The following is a 22729-nucleotide window of genomic DNA, read 5'->3' as shown; positions in this document are numbered from 1 at the left end:
TAAAGCAACAGGGTTGAAAGATCGAAAAGTTAAACAAGGTAATTTTCAAGTCATCAAGAGTAATAAACAACCAGCTACCTTGCTAGAACTTGGATTTCTGACAAATGCAGCCGAAGAAAAAACCATTTCTCAAACCAACTATCATAAAAAAGCAGCCCAGGCAATTTATAATGGGTTGAATGTATATTTCAAACAAAAATAATAACATTTTAATTTGCAGCCTCCTATTCAAAGGAAGCCGAAGATTATAGATAAAAAGCACCCTATTTTGAACTGCGCCCCAGTTGTTAGACACTTCTAACATATTTAGATGCAGTTTGATTTTCGGGTGCTTTTTGACTTATAAATTCCTTACATAATTAACACCTTTTTCTTATTTACCCCTTCTAGCCTTCTATTATATTTTAATATATGGGCCTTTAGGCTCCATAAGGAAAAAATCTATTTCATATTCTTTAAGAAAGACATTAGATTTGATAGATTTGTCCGATTAAATAATAGAATAGTTTATGTAAGAGGTGATATTTTGAGGAAACTCTCTATTAAAGTTGTCAGTGTGCTGATTATGCTATCATTTTTCATTACTATGTTACCGGAGAAAGCAGATGCTGCCAGCTACTCATCTAAAGTTAACGCCAGCACATTAAATGTCCGCTCTAAGCCGTCGACCAAATCCTCTATTGTAGGGAAAATTAAAAAGGGCAAGGTGGTAACTGTTCAATCAGAACAAAATAACTGGAGCAAGATTACATATGATAAAAAAACGGGTTGGGTTTCGAGTTCCTATCTTACCTATGTGAGCTGGACTGGCTATGCAAAGACAGACAACCTGTCTATAAAAAAAACAGCTTCTTCCTCTGCCAAATCTCTGGCGACTATTAAGAAAGGCACAGCCGTTTCAGTAAAAGGGCAAAAGGGCAACTGGCTTAAAGTCTATTATTTAAGTAAAAAGGTGACCGGATGGGTACCTGCTTCAAGCCTGACAAAGACAAAGCCAACGACTGCCACAACAAATCTGGGTACATATTATGTCACAGCTACTAGTCTAAATGTTCGCGCTAGTGCGAGTACTTCTTCCAAAGTGATCATGACTGTGAAGAAAAATACTGCTGTTACTCTTCAGCAGAAAAGCGGATCTTGGGGGAAAATCAAAACTTCCAACGGTAAAGTTGGCTGGGTTTCTTTATCCTATATTTCTACTAAAAAACCAGTGACTTCGACGACGAATCTCGGTACCTACTATGTCACAGCAACCAGCTTAAATGTTCGCGCTTCAGCGAGTACTTCTTCCAAGGTTATCACCACGGTGAAGAAAAATGCTGCTGTTACTCTGCAACAGAAAAGTGGATCTTGGGGGAAAGTCAAAACCTCCAACGGTAAAGTTGGTTGGGTTGCTATGCAATATATATCAACTAAAAAGGCCGAATCAACTGCAACAGAGTACCTTTACACTACCGCCAACACCTCCCTGTATAAGGAGGCTGACTCTAAATCTACTATTTTAGCCTCAGTTGCTAAAAACACTAGTGTGATAAAACTTACTACAAAGGGCAACTTTACGCAGGTCAAGCTGACATCCGGTCAGATTGGATGGATTCCAAGCCAAACACTGGTATATAAGAGTGTGAAGGAAAAAATCATCGTTATTGATCCTGGTCATGGCGGCTCAGAAACGGGAGCTATTGGTGTAAAATTAAAAACAATGGAAAAGGATATTAATCTAAGTACGGCCAATCAACTAGCTACCCTACTGAGGAATGCCGGTGCAACGGTCATTATGACACGCAGTAATGATACCGTAATTTCATTAAAAGACAGAGCAGCACTCAGTAACTCTAAAAAAGCAGATGCGTTTTTAAGCATTCATTATAATAATGCACCAAATGTACCATCAGCATCGGGAATAGAAACTTTTTATCATCATAATAGCACCTTGGCAAATGCCATACATGGTGAATTAATTAAAGCTACTGGCTTGAAAAATCGCAAAGTTAAATATGGTAATTATCGAGTCATACGAGATAATAAACAACCTGCCGCTCTGCTCGAACTCGGATTCCTTTCAAATGCAACCGAAGAAAAAACCATTTCCCAAACCAGCTATCACAAAAAAGCAGCACAGGGTATTTTAAATGGCTTAAATGTATATTTCAAAAATAAATAACGTCCAGCCTGAAGCCTCCGATTATTCCTCGGAGGCTTTTAATTTTCACTAAAATCCAATCCATCACTAAATCCTCAGAATACACTATAACGATTATCCATAAATGGATGTGATAGGGTGTCAAATCAATTGAAAGAAATAATTGGAGCCTGGCTGACGGCTGTCGGAGCCATTGTTGTAGCCATAGGCTCTACTCCAAACACTGGATTATCAAACAAAATACAAAGAGAACTTAATTTAGTCGGGAATGCACTGGAAGCAGTCGGTGCCGGCTTAGCCGCAGACGGACAAGATAATCAGTTCTCACTTGAATATACAGGAAGTGTATTATCCAGTATTGGTTCCTTGGAATCTTTTACAGGGATTGCTGTTGATTTCCCTGAACCTACCAATACGAATATTGCGATTCAGGGTAATTTGTTACAGGCATTAGGCAGCGGAGTCAGTGCAGCTGATGAATTAGGCGATAATACTACTCTAGGAGCATCAGAAATTTTGATCGGTAATATTCTTCAGACCATTGGGAGTGTCATTCAAGCATTCGGCGTTAAAATTCAAGTTAATGACCAGCAGGAGGGACAATTCTATGTTGCATTGGGAAGCTGGATTCAAGCCGTTGGCGCTGTTCTATCCGCCATCGGTCAACAACTCGAGGAAGCTCATGAAAATAAACCAGGTATTAACGAATAAGATGCCCTCCTCTGGAGGAGGACATTTTTACATACAGGAATAGCTTTAAATAGTAGGGAGAAAAGCGGAGAATCCAATAGAGGTATATATCGGGACCAACTTTCTCTGCCCTCCGCTAGATGACGAGCTGATTAGCGACAGTATATTCTGGACAACAAGATTTCCTGAAGTTTGATGGATAGTGGGAGTTGGTTTATAGAATATGTCGGAAAGAAATAGCTGCTATCGTATCACTTGAGAAGATTCCCATGATGACAATAAGTCTAATCCCCTAATAAACGTTCTTTTTAAATTTCTTAAACTTTTTACCGACACCTTCTGCTATTCAGATAGCCGTTATACAGGTTTCCCTATCACTTTTCCACAGTTGCTGGCTAACCATTTCATTTAAAATGACTATTTGTTGGTATTTGTTTTGTTTCACTTCGTGCTTTTTACGGTATAAATAGAGTACAATTATTCCAAATTATGTATAAAAAGGGAGGCGCGAAACTATGAGAATCCGAGCAGGCAGTTGGAGAATGCTTTCTAAACAAGAAAAGATCTTTATCCTGAATGCAGTCAGTCAGCGTCGGACATTTTAATCATCGCCAATCGGATGGTTCCTTACCTCAAGTATATTTGTAGGGCAGGAACGTAGGTTAAAGGTCTTTTCCTCTGTTCACTTCTAAAAAGATAAATATACTAGCCACCGCTTTATTTACTTTCTCACTTTTCCTCAATTGTTGCTTTCAAGTAACCAATCATCCGTATCGTGACGGGTGATTATTTTATTTGGGCCTATTCATTAATCGATTGATTAATTTAATCTTCTAACTCCTCCGGGTTGAAAGTATACTATACATATAGATGGTTACTGTCTTTTGTCATAAAAAATTCAATATGTATTATTTGAAATTATCTTCAATATGCCGATATAGTAGAAGTAAGTAACCGTTACTTATGACCCAATCCTAAAGGTGGTGTGAGGAAAATGGCGAATCTAAAAATATCCCCACTATTAAAAATATCCCTAATGATTATACTCACTGTCCTTTTATTCGTTAGCTTTTATTTTATAAAGGGACCGTTTCTCGATAAGGATACTCTTGTCAAAAAAGTTGAGACCGCTCTCGCCGATCAAAATGTACGTCAGCTCTCCCGGATCCTAACCTCATCAAATGAAGACCTAGTTATTGACGAAGAAAATACAAAAATCTTGATGGATTACCTTCAAAAAAATCCTGATTACACCCAAAGCCTTCTGACAGTTCTCCATGAACAATCCCGATATTATGATGATGATTCATCCAAAACAGGTAAGGAACAGCCCAGGATTGAAGGATTTTTAACACTGAAAAAGAATACAAATTCCTGGCTGCCCGACAACTATTCAATTGAAATCGATCCAGTTTATCTGACGATTACCACAAATTCTAAGCATGCCACCTTAATGGTGAATGGTGAACAAGTCGTTAAGGCCAACGAAGTCATTTATGAAAAGAAAGTCGGTCCCCTTCTACCGGGAGAATACAAAGTCGAGGCAAAATTGAAAACAAATGATACGGATATCAATGAAAAGAAGCAGGTTGTTTTGTGGAATAGTGATGAGAAAATCAACATGAATTTAAATGATGAGGAAGTCGGCTTGGATACAAATGAATAATGATAAGAAAGACAAAGATCGGTCTTTGTCTTTTTTTATTTCATTCTTTACAAATATATACTGAAATATCATAAGCAACAAAAAAGAAACTTAGGTCTATTCTCTTATTATATTGTTAAAACTTCTCAGTATACTTTTACAAATAGGAAGTTTGAATCAAGCACAGAAAACGAACATTCGATAATATTGTAGAAGAAAGCCCATTTTTATGATTCGTTTTTCCATATAAAAGTACTGAGAAAATCATTTCCTCAGTACAGAAAAATTATTCTGATGTAAACAGTTTCTTAATATACTGTTGGCAACTCATCCGACGTCTTATCATCTTTTTCCTTCTGTCTCACATATAAAAATTCATCAATATGGTTAGCCAATTGTATTCACTCCGTTACTCAGTTTTACATTATACATGGTTGGTAGTTCAGCTACTTGTGTGGGCTTCACATTATACATAGTCGGCAATTCTGCCACTTGTGTTGGTTTCACATTATACATAGTCGGTAACTCTGCCACTTGTGTGGGCTTCACATTATACATAGTCGGTAACTCCGCTACTCGCGTTGGTTTCACATTATACATAGTCGGAAGCTCCGCTACTTGTGTTGGTTTTACATTGTACATAGTCGGAAGCTCCGCTACTTGTGTTGGTTTTACATTGTACATAGTCGGAAGCTCCGCTACTTGTGTTGGTTTTACATTATACATAGTCGGAAGCTCCGCTACTTGCGTTGGTTTTACATTGTACATAGTCGGAAGCTCTGCTACTTGTGTTGGTTTTACATTGTACATAGTCGGAAGCTCCGCTACTTGCGTTGGTTTTACATTGTACATAGTCGGAAGCTCCGCTACTTGTGTTGGTTTTACATTGTACATCGTTGGGAGCTCTGCAAGATCCGTTTTAGAAATAGTAATTGTCGCTGTCAAAGCACTGATACCTAACACACTAGCACCGATTAACATAATTTTCTTTTTCATACATATTCCCCTTTTCATTCATAAGTTTATAAGTATAATTGGTTTATGTTTATACTTACATTTAACCATATATTTACTTTTAAAGGTTTATTCGATACAGGGACTTTAGATCCAATTTATTCAATATAACAAGCACATACATACTTTTTTACATATAAATATAACTATAGGAATACTATCGGAAAGGGGATACCATGAATGGATTTCTCCGCAATTGGTCAGCGAATAAGAGATTTGAGGAAATCACTTAAACTATCTCAAGATGAGCTAGCCCAAGGAATATGTACACAAGCACAGATAAGTAAAATTGAAAAAGGTGATGTATATCCTTATGCTAATACCTTATATCTCATTTCACAAAAATTAGGAGTGGATGTTAACTACTTCTTTGAAATTGGTTCTACTCCTAGAGTAGACTATGTTAATGAGGTAAGCAGACAGTTACGGCTAACGCGGCGCCATCTCCTCTACGAAGAGATGAATAGAATTGTAAAATTAGAAGAGGACAATCCGCTCTTTACGCAAAATGGGCGTAACAGACAGCTGATCTTATGGCACAAGGGTGTCTATGAGCATGCTGTAAATAATAATGTGGAAAAATCTATAGAATTGCTTAAGTCAGCAATTGACTTAACACATGTTTTGGATAAAGTTTGGAATGAAAGAGAAATAGAAGTACTCATGTCTATGGGAGCAGTCTATGTTACAGACAATCAGAATGAGATTTCTCTAAAAATATTTTTGGAAGCTAAAGAGCATTTATCACATTTAGTTTTCATTAGTGATCATTCGATTTTACCGCGGCTGTATTATAATATTGCCAGAGTGTATACTCGATTGAAACAATATGATGAATCTATTACATACTGTAAAAACGGTATAAAATATTGCTTAGAAAAAGACAATCTATTCCCATTGGCTGAATTACATTATCAAGTTAGCTACAATCTTGAAAAGCTTGGTAAGTATTCGGATTCCATATATTATTTAAATAAGGCTATTTCGATATTCGAATTAATCGAAGATAAAAAATATATGAACCTTCTGAAGGAAAAAAAGAGTTCCTTGGAATTACACTACGGAGACATAACAAAAGCTGATCATTCTAAAACATGATCAGCTTTTTCTATTACACCGTAACAAGAATATTATCACCGGTTTAAGCATCTTCATAGATATTTACTTTCCCAAAGAGCTTTTCTGAATGATATATATATATACATCTTTTTACCGGCGCCTAAGCTCAACTAGATTTTAAATACAAATATAAAGAAAGGCGAATTTGTGTGTATTCAATTCGCCTCTTATTTGAAGCTAGTTATGTACCAGCATCTCCAATAAATATTACTTTCGAAATTTTTTCCATACAAAATATAAGACAATCCCTGTCAATCCACCCACTGTATCAATCATCACATCGTGAAAGAGTGGCGTGCGGTCACCTGTAAATGACTGATGCCATTCATCTGAGCAGGCATATAGAAAGACAATTCCCATCGTGATTGCTGTTACCTTCACCGCTCGCTGTACCCATACTCTAACGATACTGGCCAATATAAACGCCATTACAAAGTAAACGCTAAAATGGGCACCCTTACGGATAAAAAACTCAATAAAACCCGGCAACCCTAAGGCTTCCATACTAATCTCTACACCAGCATAGGTGAAGCTTATTTTTGAAAGCAAAGCCACTACCGAATCAGGAAGCTTTAAGTTCTCACTCAGCAACGGTTGAATGTTTTGTTCGGTATAAGGCTGTGAGGAGGAATAAAATACTACTCCTACAACCAACAATAAAAGGATTAAACGGTATATGATCTTTTTCCTAGCATTATTCATATTCCTATCCTAGCCGAATTCATCCGCAAGGTAAATGCCAAAGACTTGCAGAATGGAGATTTTCTCTTAATTAATCGATTGATTAATTCGTTTTCTATGTATCATGTATGTTTGCCTGTATGAAAGATATAAAACACAATGGCTAATAAAACCCTATTGCTGTGGCTGTTTCACGGTTTTGGCTATTCTTTTAGGGAGGTTACTTTTTAATAGGTATGAAACGGAGAGGCATTATCGGGAATTAGTTCATTTACAGTACAAATCGCTCAATAGATTGCTAATATCCCTAATTTAGTAATATAAGCCGATAAATTAACGTCTCTAGGGACATATGAACAGATCCTGTTTGTTCATTCTTCCCAAAGATCTCTTTTTATGCCTACATTTAAAGAAAGATAGTCTTTTAGTCATTGCATTCTCTCCAATAACAGTATTGCCTTAAAACACAGAGAGAACTTTTACCCGGTAATTGCTACTTCATCTCTTATAAATGCAAAAAGACCAAACCCCGCCTCCTAAAGAGCACAAAATCTGGTCTTACCTTATATAATTATGCCATACTGGCTAGTCGATTATCTTGATAACGAATATTTTGGATTCCAATGACGTTTAGAAATTTTTTGATTTCATTAATAGCGGCTGTTTTATGTCCGTCTATGACTGCTAGGTCCGTGACAAAGGCAATTTTCGGGTATTTTGTTTCACGTTTCTTAGGGTTTAGCATCGGCTTTTCTTCAATAAGTTGAGCGTCCATTTCCTCTTCACATGTCAGAATAACCGCTTCACCAATTTTCATGTTTTCCCAATCAAAAGAGAACGAAAATTCAATTGAACACTCACCGTCAATAAACTTTGGTTGTACTTTTACGTTTAACTCCACTATGCCCAGCCTCCTTCATTGGTTATTTGTTCCTAGTATAACAGGAGTGCCTATGAAGGTGGCCTGACCACATATGAGTAAAACACCAATATTCTTACATGTTTATTCAAAAATGCTCGCTCTGGCGCATATTTTTATAACTCCAGGAATATTCCTAGACGAATATTTTATATTCTTTATTCTACCTTTAATCCCTAAAATATTCCATATGTTTTTGTAAAATCCCTTTAATTCTTTTGACCTCTTCCGCGCGAATTACCTCATAATAGATTCCATTTATTTTTTCAGCTGTGCCTTCCATACTGATATGATCAATATGCTGAACTGCCTCCTGATAGTTATTTTTTATTTTTATCATCTCTGAAATTGTGATATTTGTTTTCACATTATTCATTAAGGTAGTAGCGATTTGATCATAGTGAGTTAAGCTTCGGATATTGGCACCTGTTCGAATTACCTCTCCAATGACCTCGTACCGGCGTTGTTGCCGCCCTTCTTCACCATTTGGCTCCAGCTGGCGCATGCGCATATAGGCCAATGCCTCTTCACCATTTAACTGGATTTTACCTTTAGCAAAATGTTGGCCATCATAAGAGAAGTCTAACTGGTTTTCAACGGTGATACCTCCAATGGCGTCCACCAGCTCCTCCACCCCATCCGTATTGATGCTCACATAATAATCAATCGGGATTCCGAAAAACTGTTCAACTGTCTCCATCGACAGTTCCGCTCCGCCTTCTTGATAGGCATCGCTGATTTTATCCCAATTCTTGCTTCTAGCAATTTTTACTCTTGTATCCTGTGGAATACCAAGCATTTTAATGTTATTGTGTTCCGGATTGACCGTTATGACCATTGTTGTATCCGGTCTGCCGTTTGTATCTATACCAAGCAGCAATAATGAAAATGGCTCTTTTTTAGTTAAATCAAGCTGTTCTTCTCTATAGGGAGATTGGCGTTCCCGCAGTGGATCCTTTATTGCTTGAAGGGCCTGATAAATAGGATATCCGACAACCATGACAATCACAATTACGAACCCGGAAATCCATAACCATCTATATTTCTTTCGTTTATCTGCACCTCGATTTACATTCATCGCATTCTCTTCTTTTTAGTTTTTATCTTTAGTCTTCTACTTTCCTCCCCCTTTTCATACGTTTTTTTGATCAGTTTTGTTACAATTAAGATTAAACTTGGTTAAACTGTCTCGTAAGGAGAATGATATATGCACGATGCACTTAAATTCTACGGGGAGCGAATTTCGGATATTCTCTCTCCTAAATCAACTAATGATGTTAATTTAGTTTCGAAGGGTCTTGTTCTTTATCGTCAAGGGACAGTGGTAAAGCTATCAATCGAATCTGATCTTATTCAAGGTGTCGTACAGGACGTGACAAAGGTTAACGTCACTTTGGATTTGAGTTTTCCAAGCAATAGCTCTTGTTCTTGTCCGGCGATTGATTTATGCCGGCATCAGCTGGCTGTATTTTTTGCTGCCTACAGTAAGGAGGCCAGCGTTACGGAATGGGTGGATCATTGGAAGAACAAAGAGGACCCCATGTTCCGTTTAAAGGAATCACTAAAAAATGGCCCCGTATATAAAGAAAAAAGCAAGCCTTCTAAACCGGAGCATACATACAGTGCCTGGAAGGAATTTTTCATCCGTTCCGCACGGGAAGAGTTAGCCATCCCTCCTTACTTTATGGCCGGGATAAACCGCTCTGCTTCTAATTTTCAGCGTGCGATCCAGCGCAGCGAGCCCTCCAATCAGCAATGGGTGCCTTTATACCGCAGCATTGCCTATTATATAGGCTTGGTACATTTATTTGATCTGCAGAGCAGTACGAAGGATCACTTTCAGGAGGAACTGCTGGAATCCATGATTCACGAATTGTTCCTTGCCTTTAAGGATGAAGTTCATCGGTTTGAATCCTCTATTCGTCCATTTGATTCAGAGGAGTTTATCCATTCCTGGATTGATGAAACAAAGAATTTACCAACCGGAGAAATGGGAAGCGGCTATTATCGCTGGGATATCTATCGCACGATTTGGACAAATATCATTACAACTAAAGAAGAACGTGGGGCTGAAATAGATCGTTTGTCAAACCAGCTCCCGGCTCTCGCCGACTCCTTGCAAATTGAGTTGGTCTTTTGGATGATGATTCACATATATATGGTCGATGGCAAGGATGAGCAGGCGTTAGAATGTTTAAATAAGCTTGGTCCGATATCCTGCTTCTTCCTTACCTTTGTATTAGAGGAACTGCATAATGCAAAGGAACATGCACGAATGGTTCCCTTTGTTGAATTCTTCTCAAAAAATATTAAAGCTTATTTGCATGATTATCAGACTCAGGAGTATAAGAGAACTCGATTTTTATATAATGCCCTGCAAATTATTCGTCCTTTTTGCTCAGCCGCCAAACGATTCGACTTGCTCGAACGTATTCTAAGGGAAACCATTCCTTACTCCCTTATTCCATATTCACACTATTTATATGAGAAGAAGGAGTATAAAAAATGGGTCGAGCTCCAGGTTGCTGAGCGTGTTGATGTCCTTTATGAATGGTCCAATCAAACGAAGGAAATTCAAAAGGAACAGCCTGAAGTCCTCCTTCCTATTCTGCATCTGCAGGTAGTTAATTTGATTGCGGCTAAAAATCGTTCATCCTACCGGGAAGCGGTCCGTTATTTAAAAAAGCTGAGAACTATTTATAAAAAACTTAAGCGCGTAAACGTTTGGGAATCTTATATTGAATATATCAGCGATGATAATAAGCGATTACGCGCTTTTCAGGAAGAACTTAAGAAAGGAAAGTTAATTGATGCAGCTGATTGAAACTCTTCATATTCAAATTGAATTACTTGAAGGCGGACGCGTCTTTATTTATGGAACAGATGAGGGTGAGCCCGTTCCTGCCGAATTGTGGGCAACAAGCTTCTTTCTTTGGGACGCGGATAGTTTCTTTGGGACCAAATTGGATATCCAAACACTTGATGGTAAAAGCGGTGTCCTCATGAGCGCCCATAAATGGATGAAGGTGCTGGCAGAAGAGCCTTTCAACAGCTTTATTAATTGGTCCTGGTCCAATTGGGCATCCATTAGTTTAGCTTTAGCCCAATCCTTATATGAAACCGTTGAAAACGGAACGGTTATGCCTGATTTTAACGATAGGAATCAAGACGGCATTACCTTCCCGCTCCCACAGGAAATACTCGAAGACTTTCAGGACTCCTTTTGGGAACAGGAAATGGCCAGACACGAGCATGACGGAATCCAAACCATTACGGTTCGGCGTTTTGCGGAGGAATGGTTAAATGAAGCGATTAAAGACCGTCCCGGCAATCATCGCGTAGGTGATTTGCTTGATTTGTTTGCTGAAAAAAATATCTCCACCAAGGTACTCAGCCGCTTCTTTGACGGAGACCGTTGGGAAATATGGACCGGTGCTAAAGAAGATGAATTGCCTTTTTCTATGGGAATGCGCCTGAGCGAGCCTGATTTTGCAGCGGGTGATGAGGTTGACCAATGGAAGCTAGAACCGTTTATGCGCGGCAAGCGAAATGAGGAGCAATTTTTCATATGGGCTGATCGCCATAGGATTCCTTTTGCCTGGAAAAGGCATTTAGAGATGGCTGAAAAGGAAATCGCCCGCTGGAAGGATATTTTCCCTTGGATTGATGATATTGTCACTGAGGATCAGGCCTGGGATTTCTTAACGGATGCTTCCGAGGTCCTACATATGCTTGGCGTAGAAATTCTATTGCCATCATGGTGGCAGGCAATTAAGGATGCGAAAATCGCCATGAAGGCTAAAGTGAAAAATTCGCCAAGCCGCCGAAAATCATTTGTGGGTATGAATGCCTTGCTCGATTATAATTGGCGTTTCTCCGTCAATGGCGCTGAGGTTTCCGAGGAGGAATTTAACAAGCTTGTTGAGGAAAAACGGAAGCTTGTCTATATTAGAGGACGCTGGGTGAAACTGGATCCTGCCTTAATGAGGCGCATGCAGGAATTGAAGAAGGAAGCAGATGAGCGAGGATTGCGTATCAATGATTTACTTCAGCAGGAGTTCGCACAGGATGAGGAGCTTGAGGATGAGAATGAAGGGGATTACGCACGAATTCAATTTGAGCTGAATAGTGACCTGAGACGCTTTATGACTCGCATCAACTCACTTCAGGATATCCCGACTGTCCAGGTACCCGATGCCTTCCAGGGCGAATTGCGGCCGTATCAGCAACAGGGAATGAGCTGGCTGATGTTCTTACGTGAATATGGATTCGGTGCCTGTCTGGCCGATGATATGGGTCTAGGGAAAACGATTCAGCTCATCAGCTATCTGTTAGCGGTGGAGGCGAAGAATGGTCCAGCAAAATCTCCATCCTTGATTGTCTGTCCGACTTCTGTGCTCGGAAACTGGCAGAAGGAGTTTGAAAAGTTCGCTCCATCCATGAACGTCCATCTTCACTATGGTCCAAGTCGTATGAAGGGTGAACAGTTTAGGGATGGGTTTGGCAATGCCGATGTGATTCTGACAACCTTTGGGTTGCTTCATCAGGATGAGGAAGACTTTTTATCCATGCAATGGAATGCTGTTGTGCTCGACGAAGCGCAGAATATCAAGAATTCCCATACGAAGCAATCCCGTTCTGCCCGTAAGCTTGAAGGCATTCATCATATCGCCTTAACCGGTACTCCAATGGAAAATAGACTGAGTGAGCTTTGGTCCATTTTTGATTTTATTAATAAGGGCTATCTTGGCTCACTAACGCAATTTGATAAAAACTTTGCCGGACCGATTGAACGCAATGGTGATAAGAATAAAATTGCCACCCTGCAAAGGCTTATTCAGCCTTTCCTTTTAAGAAGGACGAAAAAGGATGAAGAGGTTGCTCTCAATCTGCCGGATAAATTGGAGCAAAAGGAGTTTATCAGCCTAACAACCGAGCAAGCCGCTTTATACGAACAGCTTGTTAAAGATACGCTCGATCAAGTTGAAAAACTGAGCGGTTTTGAACGGAAAGGGCTTATTTTGCAGATGCTGACCAAGCTGAAGCAAATTTGTAATCATCCTGCCCTTTATTTAAAGGAAGAGGCACCAAAGCATATTCTTCATCGATCCGGAAAAATGGAAAAGCTAATCGAATTGCTCGATATCATTTATGAACAGGATGAAAGTGTCCTTATTTTTACCCAATACATTGAAATGGGTAATATGATTAAGCAAATTGCTGAGCGCCGCTATGGTCATGTCGTTCCATTCCTGAACGGCAGCGCCAATAAAAAACAACGGGATACCATGGTGGCCGATTTTCAGGATGGTAAGTATCCAATCCTTCTGCTTTCCCTGAAAGCCGGCGGTACAGGGCTTAACCTGACGGCTGCCAACCATGTCATTCACTATGATCGATGGTGGAATCCAGCTGTTGAAAATCAGGCGACCGACCGTGCCTACCGTATTGGGCAAACGCGCTTTGTACATGTCCATAAGATGGTTTCCTCCGGTACACTTGAGGAGAAAATTGATGTCATGCTTGAGAAAAAACAATCGCTTAACGATGAAATCGTCCAAAGCGACAATTGGATCACCGAGCTATCCTCAGACGAATTAAAGGATTTGCTGGTGCTTGAAAGATAACTTTTTTGGCCATTCCCTTCTTAAAAAATGGGGAATGGCTTTTTTGTATCTATTAGAGTCGAAATAATAAAAATTGATTATATAAATAAAATAATTTACAGTTATTAGTAAAAGGGAATGGAAACAGAGGTGAGGAAACTGAGTTTTAAAGAGGTTGTACAAACTTTTGAGAAGACACAAGAGTTAGCTGATGCACCGCTTACGTATATTGCGGTGATCTGTTGGACAATCATTGGAATAGCTATTCTCTTTCATGTCATACGTGATCGGAGATCCTTATCCAGTGTTGCGGTTGGTATAAGAGTAATTTCCTTGGCCGCGGTTGGCTTTATTGCGTTTCACTTATATACAAATATCTCTGAATATGATTATTCACTCGATGAGGAAAAATGGAAACAAGAATATTTACTTGCTTATTTAGATTCACAGCCTGAGGAGAGGTTGGCCATTGAACAGGTAGAGGCAACGAATACAGATGGTGACAAGGTAATCCCTTCAATGCATCTAAAAAAGGGATCACCTACCGTACACGTGAAATTTTTAACGATCGGGAAGAATAGCGACAAACAGGAGATTTCCACTCAAGTAAAGATTAAACACGTACAGGGAGATACCGCTCCATATCTCACCTATAAAACTATTGAAGATGAATTATCCAATCAATATAGAGATGATATGTACTATGAAACGACTCTATATATCAATCAAGATAGCAATTTGTATAAGTAAGGAAAGGGGTCTCTCCTCTTTCCTTTTTTAAGCAATTTATTTACTTACCCTCTTTTAAATAATGTCAAACCACTTATTTGACGAAATTTGTTCTTCGTTGTATACTTTTCTACATTATTCCTTCTTTTTCCACATTTTTTATATCCATTTATGTAGTAATTTGTTGCGAATGTATAGTCACGGTCCTGGCATATCATGTTATATGCCCAATTAAAACAGCCAGATTAATTAACAGGAGTTGCTTACATTAATGATCGTAGAAGAAAACATCTCTCTTGAAAGTACCTTAAATCGCCCCTCCAGATTAGCGAAAACAGTTTTACGTAATCATTCAAATATCCTATCAGATTTCCAGCTTAAACAAATACTCAAATTACTTTATGACGATTATAAATACTTAGGAATGACCATTTCCATATACGATCATCCAGATCAAGTCATCGCAGACCGTACCGATTATGGAAAGGAATTTATTGATGATTGGTGTTATGAGGATTCTTTAAATGGCACATTGGGCGGATACCATAAGCTTGGTAAGATTGCATTATTTCCCTTTAACCATAAGGTAAAAAACAAAAAATACGAGCGCGGGCTTATGCAGCTGTTTTTACTACAGGATCTCTTTCATGAAATTCGCCATGCCTACCAGCGTGTCTATATGAAGAGGCAGTATAATACGCCCTATGTCAACACAGGCAGAAATGGCTATCAATCACAATGGGTTGAACGGGATGCTAACATGTTTGCCCAAAGGATGATTGAGAAGCATCGCAACTCTATCAACACTATTTTAAGTATCGATTTCTTATGGCAAAGCTGCTGGGGACGTTTTTACGTAACAATAGTACGCCAATAGAAATAAATAGGAGACTCAGAAATGAGCCTCCTTTCTCTTACAATTTTTCAAGTAGTAACTCGCCTAATTTACGAATCATATCCCCACGGCTAATTACACCTACAACCTCACGATTTTCATTGACTACAGGTATCTTTTTGAAATGGTGTGTTGCCAGCAGCTTGAGTACATCTTCAAGCTCATCCTCTTCTCGAACAAAGACTACTTTTTTCTTCATAATAGCTTTAACCGGCGATTCACTTTTTGATTTTAAGGTTTCATCCAACTCTTCTATATAAGTGACATAAGAGGAAATGAAGGCTTTTGGGTTCATATATCTCAGGACATCCCCATCTGTTACGATCCCCAACAGTTTATTGTTTGGATCGACCAGAGGAAGTCCTCCGATTTTATGTTTCATTAAAACTTCCAGCAATGTTTTAATACTTGCCTCTTCATTTAAACTAATTACATCCTTGATCATGAAATCCTTTGCTTTCACCTTAAATCCCTCCTGGCTGTAATAAGAAAATATGTATCTACCGTTATCTTACCAATAATTTCAATTCTATTTCTAATAGAAATTTACCTTTTAGCAAAATAATTATCCCAAAACTGAAAAAAGCCGCGCATTGGCGGCTATCAAGAGGGGGTATAACTTTTATAAGTGTATTGGAGGCATTTTGTATGCAGATTATGTTTGTGAGGGATTAATGTTCGTGGAGTTGATACGTTTGTTCACATAATTGATATTGAAGCTCCTTCATGTTAGACAATTCTTTTATGAGGATTTGCAGAGTCTGTTCGATTTTTCTCAAATCTGACTCACTTTTGGATACACGGCTATTTACACTGCCAACGATTCGGATTAAATCAGCGACTACTTCCCGCTCGTTCATAAAATAGGCACTGCGTTCGTTTCCAGACTGCCTTCATGAAGGTTATTCACCCGTTTTCGATCTAAAAAGTTAACACTTTCCACTATAACTTCTGTTACATACGTACGCTTTCCTTCTGGATTTTCATAATTACGTGTATGAATTCTTCCAACGATACTGACTACAGAACCTTTTTGACAATAGGATGCGGTATTTTCAGCTGCCCGATTCCAAAGTGTACAGTTTACAAAGTCCGTCCCATACTCGCCATCAGCATTCTTAAAATTTCTCGTAACGGCCAAAGTAATGTTTGATACAGCTTTTCCCTCCGGTGTATAACGCAGATCAGGATCCTTCGTCAACCTTCCAACAAGCGCAACCTGATTTAACATACTACCTTCACCTCTCTTTTATATAGCTTACAGAGGTATCATAAAAGAGTTATGGTTAAAAGTAAAAGAGGCGATTTGGGACTTTAGAGGGAGATTTTCACTCAAATTTCCTTTTTGAATATATAAATATGGTGTTTGTAATCAATATTTATAATCTGTGAATTATTTAACAAACTCTTCGACAAACAATATAAATATTTTTTCTTTTTTTTACCATGCTATAATGAACATATAATAATTTAAAATTGGAGGTAAGTTGATGAAAACCTTTAAGTTAGTTTCCTTGCAGTTACTTCCAGACAATCAGCATCCAACCGAATTACATATCCTAGACGGATTAATTATTAATAAAGAAAATGAGGCTAACACTTGGCTTATTGAGGCAGTCGTTGATTATGAACATTTCAATCTTTTCAAGGAAATCACTGCTGATACTGACAAGCTTACCGTTAGCTGTATCATCACAAAGAAGGATAATATCCCTGCCTACTTCGATGCAACTATCGCTGATGTCCGCAAGATGGATCAATTCGCCAGCATCCTGTTTCGGGCAAAGATTCGCAATCGCAGAAGAGAAGCCGTTGAATTCCTATTGGATACACTAGTAGATGAAGGATATAATGGTGAGGATTTAAAAAACGCCTTTAAAGAAGGCCTTGGTAGTAATAAATAACAGCTGGCGAGATTACCTCGCCAGCTTAAACTTGTTACTTATTTTTATCTTTACCATTGTTATTGTTGTTATCAAGGATATCGTCTGCGCCTCGATCTGCATCGTTCCTGATTCTATCCCCATCTTCTCTTACATCTGTATCTAAATTGCCACTATCTAGATCGGAACCATTATCATTGATATCATTCATACCATTATTATCATTGTTACGATTGATACCATTGTTACCATTCGTTCCGTTGTTACCATTTGTACCATTATTATCTTTTGTACTTTCGTTCGTATCTATCCCATTATTATCGTTCGTACCGTTATTTTGCTCATGGTTGTTGTTACCTTCTGGAGGCGGGTTATTGTCATCGTTATTATTACACCCCACCATTAACACAGATGCCAACGCAACCCCCATAATCGCTTTATAAAACTTCTGCATTCGGCATGCTCCTTTCAAACTTTTATGACCTGATCAGGTCTGTTTTTAGATTACCCAGAAGAGGGCAGATTATGATGGAGCAAAAAAAAGCAGGCCCAAACATTTGGGCCTTCAAATAGGGAGAAGTGATATGGTTATCCACGTGCCAGTGCTTTTACACTAGCCTATATTCCTTTAATAACACAAACAGGTAAATTCTAAACGTATTTGTGAAAATTCCCTTCACCATAAATGTGTTCGCTCCTTATTTCAGCTGATGCTTACCCTAATTTTTATTGTATGGATGGTTCATACTAATACAGCCGGAGTTCCTGAAAGCATTTTGCATAAAGGCCTCAAGGTAAAAGGCATACATCATAAGTGAGGAATACTTTATGGATATAAAAAAAGTCGAACAGATGAAAGATCAATCTATGGAGAGACTCCATTTAAAGGAGCTGAAAGACCAGGTAATTGTTATTACTGGTGCTTCTAGTGGGATTGGGCTTGTTACGGCACGTATGGCAGCTGAAAAAGGAGCCAAGGTTGTTGTGGCAGCCCGGAATAAAGATGCCCTCCAGGAATTAGTCTACGAATTGAAAAGCAAGGGGCATGAAGCAGTCTGGGTTGATGCAGATGTTGGTGTTGAAGAGGATGTCCTTAAAATTGCTGAAACAGCCATCTTGAATTTTGGCGGCTTTGATACATGGGTGAACAATGCGGGTGTTTCGATTTATGGAAAAACAACCGAAGTCAGCATAAAAGATATGCGCCGCATGTTTGATACTGTTTTTTGGGGTGTCGTATACGGATCCAGAATCGCGGTCGAGCATTATAAAACACGTGGTGGCCCAGGTGCCATTATTAATATCGGCAGCTTCTTCGGCGATAGGGGAACTGTTGTTCAGTCAACCTATTCTTCCGCAAAATTTGCTTTACACGGCTGGACGGAGAACCTGCGGATGGAGCTCGAGAAGGAAAATGCGCCGATTTCTGTGACACTCATTCATCCCGGAAGAATTGACACACCTTACAATGAGCACGCTCGTAGTTATCTGGAAAAGCAGCCGACCCATATAGGGATGATTTATGCACCTGAAACAGTAGCCGAGGCCATCCTTTTTGCCGCAGAGCATCCAAAACGCGATATGTATGTTGGATCTCAGGCTAAACTCCTGGCTATGCTTGGCAGGTTTGCCCCAAGGCTTACTGATAAATTTATGGAAAAGACTATGTATCATACCCAGCATGATAGCCGTCCCTCCAACCCACCGGAGGAAAGCGCCTTGTATAAAGCTGGATATGGATTGCATGAACGCGGCACCAATAAAGGCTGGATCCGCGAAACAAGCTATTATGTAAAAGCATCCAAACACCCAGTCCTAACTTCCGTACTGGCAGCCGGGATCGGTGCTTGCCTATTGGCTACCTTCATGCAAAATAAGTAGGCGAAAAAGCAGAAAGGCTATTTATGTGAACTGCCCCCTTAAAAGTTGTTTGCTGTCTAACTTTTAAGGCCAGTACATTTTGGCCCTTCTGCTTTTTTATTTTTTACGTGAGTATTAAGGATTTCAGGATTTCTGATCGCCTAAAGCAAATGTTATTTCAGCTTCACAAGCCAGCTCACCATTCACAGTTGCCCTGCCAATTCCTTTTCCAATCGGACCGCGTACTCTCGTCAATTCTACTTCCAAACGCAGTTGATCACCAGGACGCACCTGTCTCTTAAAGCGGCATTTATCGATACCGGCAAAAAAAGCAAGCCTGCCCTTATTTTCCTCTTTAATCAGAACAGCCACCGCTCCCACCTGTGCCAGCGCCTCCACAATCAGCACCCCCGGCATAACCGGATAATCCGGAAAATGACCATTAAAAAACTCCTCATTCGCCGTCACATTCTTAACACCAACTGCCCGCTTCCCCTCATCAACCTCCAAAATCTGATCAACCAACAAAAACGGATACCGATGCGGAATAATCTCCTTAATTTGCTGAACATCTAACATATAATTTCCCCCTTATTATTAAAAAGCTGAGACGACTGCCCAGCTCCGAAAAGCATAAGATGAGGTGCGTAGGGAGAGCGTCTTTTCTCTCCCGCAGCAGCTACACTTATGTCTCGAGGAGCTAGGAGTCGAAGCTGGATTACATCAAAAAGCTGAAGGGCCTTGGTCAGCCGCGACAAGTGTAAGGAGAGGCACGTAGGGAGGCTCTCTCCCGCAGTGGCTATCCTTACAACCTCGAGCGGCTAGGCCCTGAAGCTGGATTGACTAAAAAGCTGAGACGACTTAATCAATGAACGAAGACTAAATGCGCTACGTCCTGTGGCAACGTCTTCATGACCTACATCCTGTAGGCTCGCGACAAATGTAATGAGACGCGAAAGTGGTAAGACCACTTTTCATCAAACTTCTCCTACCTAATAAAAAACAGGAAGGGATATATCTTGCCTTCCTGCCCGTATTATTTGTCTTTATTCTCCGTCGTGTCCTTATTGACCAAATCAACGATATGAGTCCATGTAGATTTCTTAAAAACATCCATTGCTTTTCCATCACCCATAACGGAATAGCCAACCATGGCTCCACCAACAAGGGCCATCATCGTCAACACAAGGACAATTATAATACGAGCCCAAAGTGGCACTAACCGGATTTTGATTTTTTGATCATTACCCAGTTTTTTTCTATCTATTCGACTGTTTGGTTCAGACTCAGTCTGCTCACTTTTATTATTAACCAACGCTTGCATTCTTTTACTCCTTTAACGAATACCGTTGACCAACCCCATCATTTGATCGGCCATACTAACCGTTCGTGATTGAAATTGATATAACCTCTGAGTTTGCATCATTTCTGTCATCTCAGTACTAATATCGACATTAGATTGCTCCAAGTTTCCTTGAACCATAGAAATTCCTTCTCTAAAAGCACCGGTTAGTTGGGTATATATGTCGTTTTCTGATACATCCAATTGTGCCATATTTTTCGGAAGAGTGAAAGTATTATTATTTATCATTTCCATAAATTGCGGCTTCTTGACGGAGATAATCCCCAGATTAAATGATTGAGTCCCATTTTCAGTAGTGACATTTAGCTGGCCTTTATCTGTAAATGTTATGTCACTAGGATTACCATTTATCCTAATTTCCTGATTATTTTCATCCAATACTGCACTGCCATTTGAAGTTACCAATTGCACTTGATTAGATCCATCAGAAGCTGGACTAAGATAAAAAGCCCCATCCCTTGTGTAACCAAGCTCACTGCTAGTGCCATCTGCCGTGCGAATGGCAAAAAATAAATTCTCATTAGTAAGGGCGACATCCAAGTCACGTTCCGTTTTTTGCAGATTACCCTGTGCCAAATTAAGCTGAGACTGACTCATTTTTGCGCCAACACCCACTCGAATACCATTTGGCGTCAATCGGCCTTTTTCCTTCTCAGTTCGCTCCTGATTATTGAATTCCTGAGCGAGCATGTCTGAGAAATAGGTTTCTTTTCTTTTAAAACCGGTCGTCGAAGTATTTGAGATATTATTCGAAACTGTTTCTAGCTTCTTTTGCAGCTGCCCCATTGTATTTGATGAGGTTATCATCATTCGATTCATCCTTATTTACCCTCCTCTTCAATTCAGCTCTTTATCGATTACAGCTTACCTATTTCATTGACAGTTTTTTGCATGCTTTGATCATAGGCTTGTACAATCTTTTGATTGGCTTCAAATGTACGATAGGCAGCCATCATATCAGTCATTGTTTTGGATGAATCCACATTGGACTGTTCAATAGAACCTTGTTGAACAGTAAATTGAACATTATTTAATGTATAGGCAGAAGGCAGCTCTCCTTCATTGATCCGGTATAATCCATCGCCTTCCTTGATGAGCTGTGCCGTTGGAGTAGCGCTAAAGCTTATTCCAATTCGTCCTCTATTCAATGTTCCCTCAGATATCTCACCCTGAGAACTAATCGCAAAATTTTCGGAGTTTAAAAGGATACGTTCCCTATTCTCATCTAGGACATAATAACCGTTAGCAGTTGTTAAATAGCCTGAGCCATCTAATGTAAAATTCCCGTTTCGTGTATATCTCAAGCCATCAGGAGTCTCAACTGTAAACAGGGCCGTACCCGGTTGATTCCTTTCAGGATCAATAGGCATAGCTTGATCTACAATAGCCATGTCCGTAGTATTGTCGGTTGTTTTAACATCACCCTGTGAAAAAGACGGGATAGTCTCTTGTACATAAACACCCGTGTTCAATGCACCCACATATTTTGAATGATTGATGGATACTGATTCCTCAACGGGAAGATTCACTTTTTCATAACTGCTAAGCAGCATTTCTGGAAATGAGCGTACACTCGCTTGATCCTCTTTATATCCGACCGTATTGGCATTCGCTAAATTATTTGCAAGCAGCTCCGTTTTGCGTTGCTGAGCTAGCATACCGGATGCCGCTGTATAGAATCCTTTAAACATTTCTCCACCCCCAAATAGGCCTAACAAACACCCATATTACCATTATATAGGGAATAATTTTATAAGATACGGACTTTTTTCCTAAAAACCGATTTCTCTCGACATAGGGGGAGTATATGTGGACTTTGTAGTGTTAACTGGAGTCTTTTTTCGTCGAATTTTCTCTTTGTGTGGGAGGAGAGATGTTGTAGAGGTGTTGCATAGGTCGGGTATAGGTGCTCCATAGCCAGGGCATAGGCGGGGCATACCTGCTTTCCTCTACCCTTCACCTACCTTTGACCGGCCTTTAACCAGGTATAGGTGCCTCATAGCCAGGGCATAGGTGGACCATACCTGCTTTCCTCTACCTTTCACCTACCTTTGACCGGCCTATACCCGGGTATAGGTGCCTCATAGCCAGGGCATAGGTGGACCATACCTGCTTTCCTCTGCCTTTCACCTACCTTTGACCGGCTATACCCGGGTATAGGTGCCTCATAGCCAGGGCATAG

Annotated in this window: 23 protein-coding genes; 11 read left to right on the top strand and 12 right to left on the bottom strand. The window is 39.6% G+C overall.

The window, feature by feature from the left end; genetic code table 11:
• Positions 1-13: 13 nt before the first annotated feature.
• The 4 genes from A8L44_RS11105 (at position 14) to A8L44_RS11090 (ending at position 4499) form a co-directional block, all read left to right on the top strand.
• Positions 14-202, top strand: a complete 189-nt coding sequence (locus tag A8L44_RS11105) for an N-acetylmuramoyl-L-alanine amidase family protein (protein WP_175354284.1) — start codon at positions 14-16, stop codon at positions 200-202.
• Positions 203-526: 324 nt separating this feature from the next.
• Positions 527-2164, top strand: coding sequence for an SH3 domain-containing protein (locus A8L44_RS11100; RefSeq protein WP_066105777.1), 1638 nt, complete (start codon positions 527-529; stop codon positions 2162-2164).
• Between the two features lie 117 nt (positions 2165-2281).
• On the top strand, positions 2282-2854 hold the full coding sequence (locus A8L44_RS11095; RefSeq protein WP_066105773.1) for a DUF6944 family repetitive protein: 573 nt from the start codon (positions 2282-2284) through the stop codon (positions 2852-2854).
• Positions 2855-3827: 973 nt separating this feature from the next.
• Positions 3828-4499: a TcaA second domain-containing protein gene (locus A8L44_RS11090; RefSeq protein ID WP_066105770.1), complete on the top strand. Its 672-nt coding sequence runs from the start codon at positions 3828-3830 to the stop codon at positions 4497-4499.
• A 366-nt stretch (positions 4500-4865) separates the two neighbouring features.
• Here A8L44_RS11090 and A8L44_RS11085 read toward each other — a convergent pair whose 3' ends face one another.
• Positions 4866-5474 (bottom strand): hypothetical protein, encoded by a 609-nt coding sequence (locus tag A8L44_RS11085; RefSeq protein WP_066105766.1) that lies wholly within the window; start codon positions 5472-5474, stop codon positions 4866-4868.
• Between the two features lie 198 nt (positions 5475-5672).
• Here A8L44_RS11085 and A8L44_RS11080 point away from each other — a divergent pair, with 198 nt between their 5' ends.
• Positions 5673-6590 (top strand): helix-turn-helix domain-containing protein, encoded by a 918-nt coding sequence (locus tag A8L44_RS11080; RefSeq protein ID WP_066105763.1) that lies wholly within the window; start codon positions 5673-5675, stop codon positions 6588-6590.
• A gap of 228 nt (positions 6591-6818) precedes the next feature.
• Here the strand turns inward: A8L44_RS11080 and A8L44_RS11075 are convergent, their stop codons facing one another.
• The 3 genes from A8L44_RS11075 to A8L44_RS11065 all read right to left on the bottom strand — a co-directional run bounded on the left by A8L44_RS11075 (position 6819) and on the right by A8L44_RS11065 (position 9289).
• Positions 6819-7313 (bottom strand): VanZ family protein, encoded by a 495-nt coding sequence (locus A8L44_RS11075; RefSeq protein WP_066105760.1) that lies wholly within the window; start codon positions 7311-7313, stop codon positions 6819-6821.
• A gap of 550 nt (positions 7314-7863) precedes the next feature.
• Positions 7864-8193 (bottom strand): hypothetical protein, encoded by a 330-nt coding sequence (locus tag A8L44_RS11070; RefSeq protein ID WP_066105755.1) that lies wholly within the window; start codon positions 8191-8193, stop codon positions 7864-7866.
• 187 nt (positions 8194-8380) lie between these two features.
• Positions 8381-9289 (bottom strand): LCP family glycopolymer transferase, encoded by a 909-nt coding sequence (locus A8L44_RS11065; protein ID WP_066105750.1) that lies wholly within the window; start codon positions 9287-9289, stop codon positions 8381-8383.
• Positions 9290-9418: 129 nt separating this feature from the next.
• Here A8L44_RS11065 and A8L44_RS11060 point away from each other — a divergent pair, with 129 nt between their 5' ends.
• From A8L44_RS11060 to A8L44_RS11045, 4 genes are all read left to right on the top strand, one after another.
• On the top strand, positions 9419-11035 hold the full coding sequence (locus A8L44_RS11060; protein ID WP_066105747.1) for an SWIM zinc finger family protein: 1617 nt from the start codon (positions 9419-9421) through the stop codon (positions 11033-11035).
• A complete protein-coding gene (locus tag A8L44_RS11055) occupies positions 11022-13838 on the top strand; it encodes a DEAD/DEAH box helicase (RefSeq protein ID WP_066105744.1) in 2817 nt (938 codons plus the stop codon). The genes A8L44_RS11060 and A8L44_RS11055 overlap by 14 nt, the downstream gene beginning before the upstream one ends.
• Positions 13839-13967: 129 nt before the next feature.
• A complete protein-coding gene (locus A8L44_RS11050; protein WP_139063846.1) occupies positions 13968-14567 on the top strand; it encodes a hypothetical protein in 600 nt (199 codons plus the stop codon).
• A gap of 250 nt (positions 14568-14817) precedes the next feature.
• A complete protein-coding gene (locus A8L44_RS11045) occupies positions 14818-15423 on the top strand; it encodes a DUF3920 family protein (protein ID WP_066105738.1) in 606 nt (201 codons plus the stop codon).
• A 37-nt stretch (positions 15424-15460) separates the two neighbouring features.
• Here the strand turns inward: A8L44_RS11045 and A8L44_RS11040 are convergent, their stop codons facing one another.
• The 3 genes from A8L44_RS11040 to A8L44_RS11030 form a co-directional block, all read right to left on the bottom strand.
• Positions 15461-15904 (bottom strand): CBS domain-containing protein, encoded by a 444-nt coding sequence (locus tag A8L44_RS11040; RefSeq protein WP_066105733.1) that lies wholly within the window; start codon positions 15902-15904, stop codon positions 15461-15463.
• A 208-nt stretch (positions 15905-16112) separates the two neighbouring features.
• Complete coding sequence (locus A8L44_RS11035; RefSeq protein ID WP_066105730.1) at positions 16113-16301, bottom strand: hypothetical protein; 189 nt, start codon at positions 16299-16301, stop codon at positions 16113-16115.
• On the bottom strand, positions 16298-16672 hold the full coding sequence (locus A8L44_RS11030; protein ID WP_066105726.1) for a single-stranded DNA-binding protein: 375 nt from the start codon (positions 16670-16672) through the stop codon (positions 16298-16300). Before A8L44_RS11030 ends, A8L44_RS11035 begins: the two co-directional genes overlap by 4 nt.
• 259 nt (positions 16673-16931) lie before the next feature.
• Here A8L44_RS11030 and A8L44_RS11025 point away from each other — a divergent pair, with 259 nt between their 5' ends.
• Entirely contained in the window at positions 16932-17345 is a 414-nt protein-coding gene (locus tag A8L44_RS11025; protein WP_066105723.1) for a YwpF family protein, read from the top strand.
• Positions 17346-17379: 34 nt separating this feature from the next.
• Here the strand turns inward: A8L44_RS11025 and A8L44_RS11020 are convergent, their stop codons facing one another.
• The gene (locus A8L44_RS11020; RefSeq protein WP_066105720.1) at positions 17380-17778 is read right to left on the bottom strand and encodes a hypothetical protein; all 399 of its coding nucleotides are present in this window, start codon (positions 17776-17778) and stop codon (positions 17380-17382) included.
• 374 nt (positions 17779-18152) lie between these two features.
• On the opposite strand from A8L44_RS11020, the gene A8L44_RS11015 reads away from it, so the two are divergent.
• Positions 18153-19205: an SDR family oxidoreductase gene (locus A8L44_RS11015; protein ID WP_066105718.1), complete on the top strand. Its 1053-nt coding sequence runs from the start codon at positions 18153-18155 to the stop codon at positions 19203-19205.
• A 123-nt stretch (positions 19206-19328) separates the two neighbouring features.
• On the opposite strand, the gene fabZ is transcribed toward A8L44_RS11015, so the two are convergent.
• The 4 genes from fabZ to A8L44_RS10990 all read right to left on the bottom strand — a co-directional run bounded on the left by fabZ (position 19329) and on the right by A8L44_RS10990 (position 22238).
• Positions 19329-19763, bottom strand: coding sequence for a 3-hydroxyacyl-ACP dehydratase FabZ (gene fabZ / locus A8L44_RS11010; protein WP_066105716.1), 435 nt, complete (start codon positions 19761-19763; stop codon positions 19329-19331).
• A gap of 457 nt (positions 19764-20220) precedes the next feature.
• Positions 20221-20508 carry a DNA-directed RNA polymerase subunit beta gene (locus A8L44_RS11000; RefSeq protein ID WP_066105709.1) on the bottom strand — a complete coding sequence of 96 codons (288 nt, stop codon included), beginning with the start codon at positions 20506-20508 and terminating at the stop codon, positions 20221-20223.
• Between the two features lie 12 nt (positions 20509-20520).
• Positions 20521-21366 carry a flagellar hook-basal body protein gene (locus A8L44_RS10995; RefSeq protein WP_066105706.1) on the bottom strand — a complete coding sequence of 282 codons (846 nt, stop codon included), beginning with the start codon at positions 21364-21366 and terminating at the stop codon, positions 20521-20523.
• A gap of 38 nt (positions 21367-21404) precedes the next feature.
• Positions 21405-22238 (bottom strand): flagellar hook-basal body protein, encoded by an 834-nt coding sequence (locus tag A8L44_RS10990; protein WP_066105703.1) that lies wholly within the window; start codon positions 22236-22238, stop codon positions 21405-21407.
• Positions 22239-22729: the final 491 nt, after the last annotated feature.

It is taken from the genome of Bacillus sp. FJAT-27986, assembly GCF_001685035.1.
Taxonomy (GTDB): Bacteria; Bacillota; Bacilli; order Bacillales; family Pradoshiaceae; genus Pradoshia.
Note: the sequence above shows the minus strand (reverse complement) of the source record. Positions and strands in the feature narration are given on the sequence as shown.